13 protein-coding genes and 1 other RNA gene are annotated in these 12,744 nt (G+C 64.9%); 3 read left to right on the plus strand and 11 right to left on the minus strand.

Going from position 1 to position 12,744, the window contains the following annotated elements; all coding sequences use genetic code 11:
* Window positions 1-29 precede the first annotated feature (29 nt).
* The 8 genes from ptsP to gatC form a co-directional block, all read right to left on the minus strand.
* The gene (gene ptsP, locus Q0094_RS09265) at window positions 30-2,273 is read right to left on the minus strand and encodes a phosphoenolpyruvate--protein phosphotransferase (RefSeq protein WP_297618205.1); all 2,244 of its coding nucleotides are present in this window, start codon (window positions 2,271-2,273) and stop codon (window positions 30-32) included.
* A 116-nt stretch (window positions 2,274-2,389) separates the two neighbouring features.
* A complete protein-coding gene (locus tag Q0094_RS09270) occupies window positions 2,390-2,617 on the minus strand; it encodes a hypothetical protein (protein ID WP_297618208.1) in 228 nt (75 codons plus the stop codon).
* 133 nt (window positions 2,618-2,750) lie between these two features.
* Entirely contained in the window at window positions 2,751-3,989 is a 1,239-nt protein-coding gene (locus Q0094_RS09275) for an aspartate kinase (RefSeq protein WP_297618211.1), read from the minus strand.
* A gap of 157 nt (window positions 3,990-4,146) precedes the next feature.
* Window positions 4,147-4,791 (minus strand): SDR family NAD(P)-dependent oxidoreductase, encoded by a 645-nt coding sequence (locus tag Q0094_RS09280; RefSeq protein ID WP_297618214.1) that lies wholly within the window; start codon window positions 4,789-4,791, stop codon window positions 4,147-4,149.
* 128 nt (window positions 4,792-4,919) lie between these two features.
* Window positions 4,920-5,301, minus strand: an RNA gene (gene rnpB / locus Q0094_RS09285) — RNase P RNA component class A.
* 33 nt (window positions 5,302-5,334) lie between these two features.
* Entirely contained in the window at window positions 5,335-5,988 is a 654-nt protein-coding gene (locus Q0094_RS09290; protein WP_297618217.1) for an N-acetylmuramoyl-L-alanine amidase, read from the minus strand.
* 93 nt (window positions 5,989-6,081) lie between these two features.
* On the minus strand, window positions 6,082-7,566 hold the full coding sequence (gene gatA, locus Q0094_RS09295; protein WP_297618220.1) for an Asp-tRNA(Asn)/Glu-tRNA(Gln) amidotransferase subunit GatA: 1,485 nt from the start codon (window positions 7,564-7,566) through the stop codon (window positions 6,082-6,084).
* A 2-nt stretch (window positions 7,567-7,568) separates the two neighbouring features.
* Window positions 7,569-7,856, minus strand: coding sequence for an Asp-tRNA(Asn)/Glu-tRNA(Gln) amidotransferase subunit GatC (gatC, locus tag Q0094_RS09300; RefSeq protein WP_297618222.1), 288 nt, complete (start codon window positions 7,854-7,856; stop codon window positions 7,569-7,571).
* Window positions 7,857-8,013: 157 nt separating this feature from the next.
* Between gatC and Q0094_RS09305 the strand changes: the two genes are divergently transcribed.
* On the plus strand, window positions 8,014-8,709 hold the full coding sequence (locus Q0094_RS09305) for a metal-dependent hydrolase (protein WP_297618224.1): 696 nt from the start codon (window positions 8,014-8,016) through the stop codon (window positions 8,707-8,709).
* Window positions 8,710-8,840: 131 nt separating this feature from the next.
* Here Q0094_RS09305 and rpmG read toward each other — a convergent pair whose 3' ends face one another.
* The 3 genes from rpmG to Q0094_RS09320 all read right to left on the minus strand — a co-directional run bounded on the left by rpmG (window position 8,841) and on the right by Q0094_RS09320 (window position 11,133).
* Window positions 8,841-9,008: a 50S ribosomal protein L33 gene (gene rpmG, locus Q0094_RS09310; protein ID WP_297618225.1), complete on the minus strand. Its 168-nt coding sequence runs from the start codon at window positions 9,006-9,008 to the stop codon at window positions 8,841-8,843.
* A gap of 204 nt (window positions 9,009-9,212) precedes the next feature.
* Window positions 9,213-9,998 (minus strand): Bax inhibitor-1/YccA family protein, encoded by a 786-nt coding sequence (locus tag Q0094_RS09315; protein ID WP_297618274.1) that lies wholly within the window; start codon window positions 9,996-9,998, stop codon window positions 9,213-9,215.
* Window positions 9,999-10,173: 175 nt separating this feature from the next.
* Entirely contained in the window at window positions 10,174-11,133 is a 960-nt protein-coding gene (locus tag Q0094_RS09320; RefSeq protein ID WP_297618228.1) for an NADPH:quinone oxidoreductase family protein, read from the minus strand.
* A 302-nt stretch (window positions 11,134-11,435) separates the two neighbouring features.
* On the opposite strand from Q0094_RS09320, the gene Q0094_RS09325 reads away from it, so the two are divergent.
* Together Q0094_RS09325 and Q0094_RS09330 are read left to right on the plus strand one after the other, a co-directional pair.
* Complete coding sequence (locus Q0094_RS09325; RefSeq protein WP_297618231.1) at window positions 11,436-11,819, plus strand: helix-turn-helix transcriptional regulator; 384 nt, start codon at window positions 11,436-11,438, stop codon at window positions 11,817-11,819.
* Between the two features lie 82 nt (window positions 11,820-11,901).
* Entirely contained in the window at window positions 11,902-12,741 is an 840-nt protein-coding gene (locus Q0094_RS09330; RefSeq protein ID WP_297618234.1) for an inositol monophosphatase family protein, read from the plus strand.
* Window positions 12,742-12,744: the final 3 nt, after the last annotated feature.

Below are 12,744 nucleotides of genomic sequence, written 5' to 3' on the forward strand. Positions count from 1 at the left end.
CGGCGCGACCGCGCCAAGCGCAAGGGGCATCAGCCCAGTTGATCGAGCCACTCCATCACGGCCGGGCGCACCGATTGCGCACCATTGGCGCGGGCCGCGTTGATCACGGCGCGCGCCTCGCGCAAGTCGACCCGGCGGATCAGCGATTTGACCGGCCCGATCGACGCAGGGCGCATCGACAGCGCGCGCAGGCCCATGGCGGCGAAACATAGCGCCTCGACCGGGCGGCCTGCATCCTCGCCACAAAAGCTCAGCGGCGTATCCGTGTCGCGGCAGCGGTGCACGATCTGTTCCAGAAAGGTCAGAAAGCTGACGTTGAGCGTGTCATAGCGGCGGCGCACGCGCTCATTCTCTCGGTCGGCGGCAAAGAAGAACTGTTTGAGATCATTGCCGCCGATCGAGATGAAATCGCACCCTTCGAAAAACCGCCGTGGCGCAAAGGCAAGGCTGGGGGTTTCCAGCATCGCCCCGATTTCGAGCGTTTCGGGCAGCTTGTGACCCAGCGCCGCCTCACGGTCCATTTCGCGCAACAGGTGGTCGCGGGCCTGGGTGTATTCTTCGAGCTGCGCGATAAAGGGGAACATCACCGACAGCGGGCGCCCATTGGCCGCGCGGATCAGCGCCTGAAGCTGCATCCGCATCACGCCGGGCTTGTCCAGCCCCACCCGGATCGCGCGCCACCCCAGCGCCGGGTTGGGTTCCTCGGTTTTTTTCATGTAGGGCAGCACCTTGTCCGATCCGATGTCGAGGGTGCGGAACACCACGCGCTTGCCCTGTGCCGCATCCATGACGCGCGCATAAAGGGCCGCCAATTCGCCCCGGCGCGGCACCTTGTTGCGCGTCAGGAACTGCAACTCGGTCCGAAACAGCCCGACCCCATCCGCCCCTGACGACGGCAACGACGGCAGATCGGCCATCAGCCCGGCGTTCATCTGCAACGACAGGACCGTGCCGCACAGCGCCTGGGCCTGTTTGTCGCGGATCGAGGCGTAGCGCTCCTGCGCTTCGGCCTGCATCGCCATCTTGTCCCGAAAGGCCTTGGCAACGGTTTCCTCGGGGCGCAGATGGACGATGCCTTGCTCGCCGTCGATCAAGATCAGATCGCCGTTCAGCGCTTCGGTGGTGATCGGGCGGGCATGGATGACCAGCGGGATCGCCAGCGCGCGCGCCACGATGGTGGCATGGCTGCCGACCGAGCCTTCTTCCAGCACCACACCCTTGAGCCGGCGCCCATAATCAAGCAACTCGCCCGGCCCGATATTGCGCGCCACCAGCACCGGATCGGGCGGCAGCTCGGCGCCCGTGTCGCGGCCTTGGCCCGTCAGGCGGCGCAACAGCCTGTTGGACAGATCGTCCAGATCATGCAGCCGGTCATGCAGATAGGCATCCGACACGGTTTCCATCCGTGCCCGTGCCGTCGATTGTTCCTTTTCCACCGCCGCCTCGGCCGACAGGCCGCGCGCGATGTCTTCTTCCATCCGGCGCATCCAGCCGCGCGAATGGGCAAACATCCGATAGGCTTCCAGCACTTCGCGCTGTTCACCTTCGGCAAGGGGGGCGCGCGTCAGCATATCGTCGATATCAAGGCGCATTTGGTCAACGGCATGGCCAAGCCGGGCCAATTCCGCCTCTGGGTCGTCGCTGACAAGCCGTGTGACGACCACGCGCGGCTCATGCAGCCAGACATGGCCCATCGCGACGCCCTCCTGCGCACAGGCGCCTCGAAACATCACCTGTTGCTTGTGGCGTTCGGCCAGCGCCGTGTTCTGGTCGATAAAGGCGCCAAGCTCGGTCATTTCAGCCAGAACCATGGCCACGACCTCGAGCCCGTAGATCTCGTCGCCGGAATACTCGCGCGCATCGCGCGATTGCACGACCAGCACGCCCAAACGTTCGCCCAGGCGCTGGATCGGCACGCCCAGAAAGCTGGAATAGCGTTCCTCGCCGGTTTCGGGCATGTAGCGAAAGCCGCGTTCCGCCGGCGCATTGGCGGTGTTGATCGGCTGGGCCGAGCGTGCAACACGGCCCACCAGACCCTCGCCCATGCGCATCCGGGTCACATGAACCGCTTCGGGCGCAAGACCCTGGGTGGCGCATAGCTCCAGCGTATCGGCGTCGCGCAGCAGATAGATCGAACAGACCTCGGTCCCCATCGACGCCGCGATCAGCCGGGTGATGCGGTCCAGCCGTTCCTGACCGGCGGCCGCATCGGCCATCACGCCCTGCAGCCCGCTCAGGAGCTTGCGGCTTTCCGTTTCTGTAGCCTGTGCCATTCGCCATGCCCCACAGCATGGGCCAGATCCGGCCCAATCATTCGGGGTTCAGGGATAGCCCGTGCAGGGGGGCGCACGCAACGGTAATGGCGATGGCCGCAAATGTGGCCGCCAGATCACTGGGCCAGCAGATCGCGATAGACCTGGCGCACGATCGCGTCGCGCGCGATGCCGCGCTGTGCCAGTTCGGCATCGCTGAGCGCTTGCAGGCGCTGGATCTCGTCAAAGCGGGCCTGTGCGCCGCTTGCAAAGGCCAAGGCCTTGGTGAGGGTGGCAAAGAACGCCACCATCGCGCCAGCCGGGCGCAGGGCGAAAAGCGGTGTGTTCAGGGCTTGGGTGGTCATGGGAACCTCGGCGGATGACGGTATCTTGTGAGCTGAGATGCAAGATACGACGTCAGCGGCCGATCACCAGATTTTTTGCTGCAATGCAGCATTGCGCGGGGCGCATGCATGGCGCCCCGCCGGTCTTGTCGGATCAGGCCGCGCGGTCCAGCCCGAAGGCGTCATGCAGCGCTTGTACCGCCAACTCCAGATACTTGCGATCCACCAGCACCGAGACCTTGATCTCGGATGTGGTGATGACCTTGATGTTGATGCCCTCATCGCGCAGGGTCTGGAACATCTTGGCCGCGACGCCCGCATGGCTGCGCATGCCGATCCCCACGATCGACACCTTGCAGACATTCGTGTCGGCCACGAGCTGCGTGAAATCGATCTGGCCTGCGGCTTTTGCATCATTGAGCGCCTTTTCGGCGCGCTTCACCTCGTTCACCGGGCAAGAAAAGGTCATGTCCGTCGTGCCGCCATCCGAGATGTTCTGCACGATCATGTCCACATTCACGCTTGCCTCGGCGAGCGGGCCAAAGATCGCCGCCGCGATGCCGGGGCGGTCGGCCACCTGCGTCAGCGTCAGCTTGGCCTCGTCGCGGGAATAGGCCACTCCGGCCACCACATTGCTTTCCACGATATCCTCCTCGGGCACGACCAGCGTGCCGGCTTCATCCGACATTTCCTCAAAGCTCGACAAGACGCGCAGCTTGACCTTGTAGCGCATCGCCAATTCGACCGAGCGGGTCTGCAACACCTTGGCCCCGAGGCTGGCAAGCTCCAGCATCTCCTCAAAGGCGATGCGGTCAAGCTTGCGCGCCTTGGAGGTGATGCGCGGGTCGGTGGTATAGACCCCGTCCACATCGGTATAGATGTCGCAGCGCACCGCACCAAAGGCCGCGGCAAAGGCCACGGCGGTCGTGTCCGACCCGCCGCGCCCCAGCGTGGTGATGCGGCCCTCGGGGCTGATGCCCTGAAATCCGGCCACCACGGCCACCTTCATGCCTTCTTCGAATTTCCGCATGATGTTGGCCGAAGGGATCTCCTCGATCCGGGCCGCGGCATGGGCCGAGGTGGTCCTGAGCGGCACCTGCCAGCCTTGCCAGCTTCGCGCGGGGATATCCATTTCCTGCAGCGTCAAGGCCATAAGCCCGGCGGTCACATTCTCGCCCGAACTGACCACGGCGTCATATTCGCGCGCATCGTAAAGCGGGGCTGTCTCCTCGACAAAGCCCACCAGCTTGTTGGTTTCCCCCGACATGGCCGAGACGATGACGATCACGTCATGGCCATTGGCCACCTCGCGGCCGACGCGCTTTGCGGCGCGGCGGATGCGGTCGAGCGTGGCGACCGAGGTGCCGCCGAATTTCATCACCAGAATGGGCATGGCCCGTCCCCTTGTCAGACGCCGCGCGTCATAAGGTGCCGCGCGCGCAGCCGCAAGGGCGCTCACTGCATGCCCGCTTCATCTTTGCTTTCCATATACTCCGGGGGTCCGGGGGCAGCGCCCCCGGCGGGTCGTGGCCGCAAGGCCGCGAAACCCTTCAAAAGCTGTGCGCGCGCCCGTCCCATGTCTCGAAACAGCCGGTTCTGGCCAGATCGAGCGCCGCAAACCGCGCGACCAGCCCCGCGACCGCCTTGGCGGTCGTGATCTCGGCTGAGGCCCCGCCCATGTCGGTCTGGACCCAGCCCGGATGATAGACCCCCACGGCGATGCCGCGCGGCTTGAGGTCCGTGGCCAGATTGCGGCCCAGATTGATCGCCGCCGCCTTGGAGGCGCGGTAGATGTAGCTGCCGCCCGGGGCGCGCGTGCTTGATCCCATCTGGCTGGCGATGATGGCGATCCTGGGCGCGGTCGCGCGGGCCAGATGCGGCAGGAAGGCCTGAACGCTCAGGAAGACACCCGTCACATTCACCGCAAAGCTTTCAGCCCAGAGCGCGGGGGCAAATCCGTCGGCAAGGCTTTCATCCTTGTCCAGATAGACCCCCGCATTGCACACCAAAAGATCAAGCGCCCCCGTGCCCAGCTGCGCGGACACCGCCCCAAGTGACCGCGCATCGGTCACATCCAGCCGGGTCATCCCCGGCGCATCGCGCGCGGTTGCCGTGACTGTGGCCCCGCTGGCCTTGTAGGCCGCCGCAAGCCCCGCGCCGATGCCGCGGTTGGCGCCTGTGATCAAGACATGCATCCACGCCCCTCCTGTTGATGCCGACAGCGGTAACGGGTGGGCCAGAGAATGCAAGCCAAGCCGGTGCCGCCATCGCAGCTTGCCATGGTCGGTTCCGGGGGCAGTGTTGCACAAGGCCGGGAAACAGGATGCGCGGAGGGCCTGTAAGCCGGATTCTGTCCAAGGGGTTGCCCCCTCTGGATGGCCATTCCTCTGGACGCGCGGTTGCCCGCGTGCCTCAAGCTGCCAACCCGGATGTCTGGGGCCGAAGCCAAGCCCCGGGGTTGCCCCCGCGACATCCCTATTCGGCATTGCTCCCGGTGGGGCTTGCCGTGCCGCTCCGGTTACCCGTCGCGCGGTGGGCTCTTACCCCACCGTTTCACCCTTACTGCGCCCCGAGGGGCGCAGCGGTTTCATTTCTGTGGCGCTTTCCGTCGGATCGCTCCGCCCGGGCGTTACCCGGCACCGTGGTTTCAGGGAGTCCGGACTTTCCTCGAACGGTTGCCCGCCCGCGGCCATCCAGCCCTCCGCGCCCCTGTCAGCTACGCGTGCCGGCCTTTGGGTTCAAGCCCTCATGCGCGCGGCCATCTCGGCCATGATGGCGCAATCGCGCCCGTCGAACGCCCCGCCTGCGCCATGCCGGAACCGCAGCCGGACCGCGCTGAGCAAAAGATCATCGGCCAGATCGGGAAAGCCATAGGCCAGCGCATCCGTCCGAAACCGGCCCCGGTCGATGGGCAAGGCGCCCCGGCCTTCGGGCCAGAGCGCCAGCCCTTGGCGGGCCAGCCTGTGCCAGTCAAAGCGCGGCCCCGGGTCGATCTTGCGCCCCGGGGCCATGCACGAATGCCCGATCACCCCCGCAGGTGCGATGCCCCAACGCGCAAGGATGCCGGGCAACAGCCGCTCCAGCGCATCCATCAAGGGGGCCGCAAAGGGTGATGCCCCGTCATTGTCCAATTCGATCCCGATCGAGCGCGAATTCACATCGCCCCGCCCGCGCCATTCGCCCGCCCCGGCATGCCATGCGCGCAAACCTTCGTCGACCAGCGCCACCACCTGACCGTCGCGCCGGATCAGGTAATGGGCCGACACCTCGCGCGCCGGATCGCACAGCGCGCGCAGGGCGGCGTCGCAATCGGGCATGGCGGTGTAGTGCAAGACGACCAGCTCGGGGCGCAGCCCGTCGCGGCGGGGGCCGGAATTGGGCGACAGGCTCATGGCTCGATCGCCCCCATGCCCTGAGCCGTGGCCGTGTGGCGCTGTGGTGAACCGACCATCGGCCTGCCCCGGTTTCTCAGGCTTTCGGCAGACCTACCACCATTTCGCGGGTTTCGCGACAAAACCGGCCGCCTGTTCCAGCGCATAACCGATATTGAGCAATTCGCCCTCTTCCCACGGCTTGCCGATCAGCTGCAACCCAAGCGGCAGACCCGCGCCATCAAGCCCCGTGGGCACCGCCAGACCGGGCAGGCCCGCCAGATTGACGGTCACGGTGAAGACATCGTTGAGATACATCTCGACCGGGTCGGAATGTGTCTTGCCCAGTTCGAAGGCCGCCGATGGGGTGGCGGGTGTCAGGATCGCATCGACACCCGATGCAAAGGCATGCTCGAAATCGCGCTTGATCAGCGTGCGCACCTTGCGGGCGCGGTTGTAATAGGCGTCGTAATAGCCCGCCGACAGCACATAGGTGCCGATCATGATGCGGCGGCGGACCTCGGGCCCGAAGCCTTCGGCGCGGGTTTTCTCGTACATCTCGGTGACGCCGTCGCCCGGCGCCAGTTTCGCGCGGTAGCCATAGCGCACCCCGTCATAGCGCGCGAGGTTCGACGACGCCTCGGCCGGCGCGATGACATAATAGGCAGGCAGCGCGTATTTCGTGTGCGGCAGGCTGATGTCACGGATGATGGCGCCGGCATCGGCCAGCATCGCGCGCCCCTCGGCCCAGAGCGTCTCGATCGCGTCGGGCATGCCATCCATGCGGTATTCGCGCGGAATGCCGATGACCCGGCCCCGGATGTCGCCCGTCAGCATCGCTTCGAAATCGGGCACGGGCAGATCGGCGCTGGTCGAATCCTTGGGGTCATGGCCCATCATGGCCGCCCCCATGATCGCGGCATCGCGCACGGTTTTCGTCATCGGCCCTGCCTGATCGAGCGAGGAGGCAAAGGCCACGATCCCCCAGCGCGAGCAGCGCCCATAGGTGGGTTTCAGCCCCACGGTGCCGGTAAAGGCCGCGGGCTGGCGGATCGAGCCGCCGGTATCGGTGCCCGTCGCCCCAAGGCACAGATCGGCCGCCAAGGCCGCCGCCGACCCGCCCGACGACCCGCCCGGCGTCAGCGACCGGCTTGATCCGGTGGCACGCCACGGGTTGATCGCATGGCCATAAACGCTGGTCTCGTTCGAGCTGCCCATGGCAAACTCATCCATGTTCAGCTTGCCCAGCATGACCGCGCCCGCATCGCGCAGCTGGCCCGAAACGGTGGATTCATAGGCCGGGCGGAACCCTTCGAGGATCCGTGATGCTGCCTGCGACGCCACGCCTTGGGTGCAGAACAGATCCTTGATCCCCACGGGAATGCCGCACATGGGCGGGGCATCGCCCGCCTTGATGCGCGCATCAGCCGCCCGGGCGCGGTCCATCGCGATCTCGGGCGTCTTGTGGACGAAAGCGCCCAGCGCATCGGCGCCGTCGATTGCCGCCAGACAGGCCCCGGTCAATTCGACCGATGTGGTTTCCCCCCGGCGCAGCGCGTCGCGGGCCTTGGCGATGGTCAGTTTGGTCAGGTCGGACATGATCACTCCACCACCTTGGGCACGGCGAAAAAGCCCTCGCGCGCATCGGGCGCGTTGCGCAATACCGCCTCTTGCTGATTGCCGTCGCTGACCACATCGTCGCGCCGCGGCAGCCGCATGGGCGTGACGCTGACCATGGGCTCCACATCGCTGACGTCGAGTTCCTGCAATTGTTCGATGAAGCCGAGGATCGCGTTGAAGTCATCGGCAAGTGCTGGCAGGTCGGCGTCTTCCACGCGGATGCGGGCAAGCTTGGCGACCTTGGCGGCGGTGGCGCGGTCGATGGACATGGTCGGGGCCTCCTCGAGGAAACTAGGGGCCGTTTAGCGGCGCGCTGCGCGGGCTGCAAGGCGGCACGGATTGGGGCAGAGGGCAGAGCCGGGGTTTCGTCATCCCCTCGTCATCCCTATCTTTCAAAGTGATCGAAAAAGGAACGGAGAGCAAAAGATGAAATACACGTGGTTGGGCCATGCCGGCGTGCGGCTTGAGATCGGCGATCAGGTCTTGCTGATCGACCCCTGGGAGACGGGAAATCCCATGTTCCCCACGGACCGGCGCGAGGCGATGTATGCGGGGGCCACGGCGATCTTGATCACGCATGGCCATGGCGATCATGTCAGCGGGGTGCCGGAACTGGCCAAGGCGCGCGGTCTTGCGGTCTATGGCATGGTCGAGCTGATGGGGTTCTGGGCCGCGCGGCATGCCATCCAGACGCATGGTTTCAACAAGGGTGGCACGGTGCGGCTGGGTGATGTGGCGATCACGATGGTGAACGCGACCCATTCCTCGTCGCTGTCGGGGCCGGAGGGCCCGATCTTTGCCGGCTCCGAGGCCGGATACATCATCGCAGGCGAGGGGCGTGCGGTCTATGTCTCGGGCGACACGGATGTGATGGCCGATATGAAGATCTGGGATGATCTGCACAGCCCCGATGTCGGCATCCTGTGCGCGGGCGGACATTACACGATGGACATGACGCGCGCGGCCTATGCCGCATCCAAGCTGTTTCGCTTCAAGACCGTGATCCCCTATCACTACAAGACATTTGCGCTGCTTGAGCAGTCGGCTGATGCTCTGAAGGCGGCGATGCTGCCCGGCGTGCGGGTGCTTGACCCGGAACCGGGCGATACCGTCACCGTGTGACCGGGCGAAAAACCCGGGTTTTTCGCGTTGGAAAACCCGGGTTTTCCAGCGCCCCTGTGTGGGGTCGGCGCCATGGAAAAGGGCCGCGTCGGTCATCCCGGCGCGGCCCTTTATGCAAACGGAGCGGCAGATTACTTGATCTTGCCTTCCTTGTAATCGACATGCTTGCGCACCACCGGATCATATTTCCGGACCGTCATCTTTTCGGTCATGGTGCGGGCGTTTTTCTTGGTCACATAGAAATGGCCCGTCCCGGCAGACGAGTTCAGGCGGATCTTGATGGTGGTCGGCTTCGCCATGGTCGGGCTCCTACGGTCAGTGCGGGGCGCGCGGCAGCGGTGGCCGCGCAAAAACTCTCTTGAGACTGCGCCTTTTACCGGGCCGCGTGCGCGAGTCAACACCTCATCGCGGGGTTTTGTGCACAGGTGGCTTTGTGATGCGGCCGGTCAAGAAAAAGGGCCGGGGATGACCCCGGCCCGATCCTTGTGCCTTAGTGGCAGAGTTTATTCCTGCTGCTGGCCCATGAACATCAACAGGAACTGGAACATGTTCAGGAACGAAATATACAAGCTGAGCGAGCCGTCGATCGCGGCCTTGTCCAGCCATTCCTGATCGCCATGGGCGGCATGTGCCACATAGGTCGATTTGATTTCCTGGGTGTGAAAGGCGGTCAGACCCGCGAAAATCAACACGCCCAAAGCCGAGATCGCGAACATCATCGCGTCCGACTGCAAGAAAATGTTGACCACCATGGCCAGCACCAGGCCGATCACGCCCATGATCAGAAAGCTGCCCATGCCCGACAGGTCGCGCTTGGTGGTGTAGCCCCACAGGCTCAGGCCGGCAAAGGCGATGGCCGTCACCAGAAAGGTCTGCACGATCGAATGCGAGGTGAAGACGAGGAAGATCGAGCTCATCGACACGCCCATCACGGCCGCAAAGGCAAAAAAGCCCAGGCTGACAGCCGCCGCCGAGCCACGGCGCATCAACGCGCCCCAGCCAAACAGGATGAAGGCCAAGGGCGCGAACATGATCACCCAGCGCAGCGGGGTGGCATAGATCGCCTCGCCCAGGCCCGTCAGATACTGGCCTTCGCGTAGCGCCATGGTGGCGCCCGTGGGGTCGTTGGTCACGGCAAGATCCGCGATCGCCCATGCGGCGGCCGCGGTGATCAGCATGCCACCCGACATGGTGGCATAGACCTTGTTCATATGGGCGCGCAGGCCCTGGTCGATTTCGGCGGCGCGGGCAGCGGATACACCGGCGCGGATCGTCTGATAGTCAGCCATATATCCCTCCTGAAGATACGTCATGCGGCAGGTCCGTCGCGCAGCCGCACGCAAGACCCAGTCCTTGTGAGAACATATTGGCGAGATGACGCCGCTTTTCAAGCAAGGCTGCGCACGACGCGGGGTGGCCACGCGATAGTTTTTTCCTATTGTGTTTTGCCTGTTACAGCCCGGCTCACATCGTCACAACGATTTTCCCGGTGCTGTTTCGGCTGCGCAACAGCTCGAGGGCGTCGGCGGCGCGCTCCAGCGGGAAGGTGGCGCTGACATGGGGCCGGATGCGTCCTGCCGCGTAGAGCGCGGTCAATTCGGTCAGGCTATCGGTCAGCCGGTCTGGGGCAAAGCCCAGATACCCGCCCCAATAAAATCCCAAGACGCTGATGTTCTTGACCAAAAGCAGATTGGCAGGAATTTGAGGCACAATGCCGCTGGCAAAACCGATGCACAGGATACGGCCTTCGGGCCGGGTGGCGCGCAAGGCCGCGTCGAACGCCGGACCGCCAACGGCATCATAGACCACATCCACGCCCCCCAGCGCCTTGAGGCGGGCGCGGATATCGTCGCGGTCGCTGTCGATCAGATGATGGGCGCCCGCAGATTTGGCGATGGCCAAGCGGTCGGCGCCGCGCGCCACGGCAATCACCTCGGCCCCCATCAAGGCGCCAAGTTCCACCGCACTCAATCCCACGCCGCCTGCGGCACCCAGAACCACAAGCCGTTCCCCCACCCGCAGCCCCGCGCGATGGCCAAGCGCCAGATGCGAGGTGCCATAGGCGACCAGAAATCCCGCCGCCTCGGCAAAGGGCATGCTGTCTGGGATGATCACGGCGCGCGCCGCGTCGAAAACCCCGTAGTCGGCCAACCCGCCTTGTCCGGCAAAGACCGCAACCCGCTGTCCCAAGGCGGGCCGGGCCACGTCTGGACCCAGCGCATCGACCACGCCCGACACCTCCATTCCCATGGTGAACGGGGTTTGCGGCGTGTCTTGATACTGGCCCTTGAGCATCAGCAGATCGGCGAAATTCAGACCACAGGCCGCAATGCGCACCCGGATCTGGCCCGGCCCCGGTTCGGGCCGCGCCAGGCGCTCTAGCTGTGGGGGCGCGCCGAGTTCTGTCAGCCGATAGGCGCGCATGTTTCGATCCTTGCGATGGTGTCGGTGTGACATTAGCCGTGCGCCAAGCGCGCTGCCATCCCTGTTGCTGCTCGAAATTGAGGCAGCGCCGCCCATTTTGTCATCGAAATTCGTGGCTCCGCCCGAATTTTTGGTGTCTGCACTGAACCTCAGGCTGAACCTGATGCACAGAACTCTCCTTAAAGAATTGATCTGGCGGTTTTGCGCCCTACCTGCGCTGCGTCGCCCTATCATGGCGAGACCTGCTGTCCCTGAATTCGGGAAGGGGCATCAAGGTCAGGTTTGGCAAAAAGGAGAAGGGCGTGAAACACCCCGTCGATGTGCATGTCGGAAAGCGCGTCCGGCACCGCCGCTGGATGGTCGGAATGACTCAACAGCAGCTGGCCGAAAAGGTCGGCATCAAATTCCAGCAGATCCAGAAATACGAAACCGGCATGAACCGCATCAGCGCCTCGCGGCTGTTCGATATCGCACAGGCCGTGTCGGTGCCTGTGGCCTATTTCTTCGAAGGGATGGACGGTGCCGAAACCGCGCAGACCACCGATGCGCAGCGCGACGGCGTTCCCGGCGATATCCTCGCCGACAAGGAAGCGTTGGAGTTGATCCGCTCCTACTACGCCATTCCCGAAAACCAACGTCGTCGCTTGTTCGAACTGGCACGCGTGTTGTCGGACGCGGCAGCCTAGCTTCGTGTGATGGCTTGACCCCGGTCAGGGGATCGTGTCCCTTCCGGCATGCGTTCAGACCCGCAGCCGCCGGAGGCCCAGCATGACGGATCCCCTGACAGGTGCAGCCCCCGCGCGCCTTGCCCTGACCGATCCCTCCGATCTTGTTGCCACGGCGCATGCCATGGCGGATGCTGCGCGTGCGGCGATCTTGCCTCATTTTCGCACCGCCACGCTTGTTGCCGATGACAAGGGCGTTGGGCGTTTCGATCCGGTGACCCTTGCTGACCGCGCTGCCGAGGCCGCGATGCGCGCCGTTCTGGCGAACCGCCGCCCCGATGATGCGATCCTGGGCGAGGAAGAAGATTACCGCCCCGGCACCAGCGGGCTGACATGGGTGATCGATCCCATCGATGGCACGCGGGGCTTCATCTCGGGCACGGCCAGTTGGGGGGTGTTGGTCGCACTGTGCGATGCGGCGGGGCCGATTTATGGGCTGATCGATCAGCCCTATATCGGCGAGCGTTTCGAAGGTGGTTTTGGACGATCGCATGTGACCGGTCCGATGGGCCGGGCACCCTTGATCGCCCGCGCCACCGCCGATCTGGGCGCGGCCACGCTGTTTACCACATTCCCCGAGATTGGCACCGCCGCTGAGCGTGCAGGGTTCGAGGCCGTGCGCGACCGCGTCAAGCTGACCCGCTATGGCATGGATTGCTACGCCTATGCGCTGGTTGCCGCCGGTCAGGTCGATCTGGTGATCGAAGCGGGGCTGGCCTCCTACGACATTGCAGCCCCCATCGCGGTGATCGAAGCGGCGGGCGGCGTCGTCACCGACTGGCAGGGCCGCCCCGTGCATCGGGGGGGGCGTGCGCTGGCCGCGGCCAACCCTTTGATCCATGCCGCAGCGCTTGCGATCCTCAAGACCATCCCCGACGCCTGACGC

The sequence above is a fragment of the uncultured Roseicyclus sp. genome (assembly GCF_937892565.1).
Lineage (GTDB): Bacteria > Pseudomonadota > Alphaproteobacteria > Rhodobacterales > Rhodobacteraceae > Roseicyclus.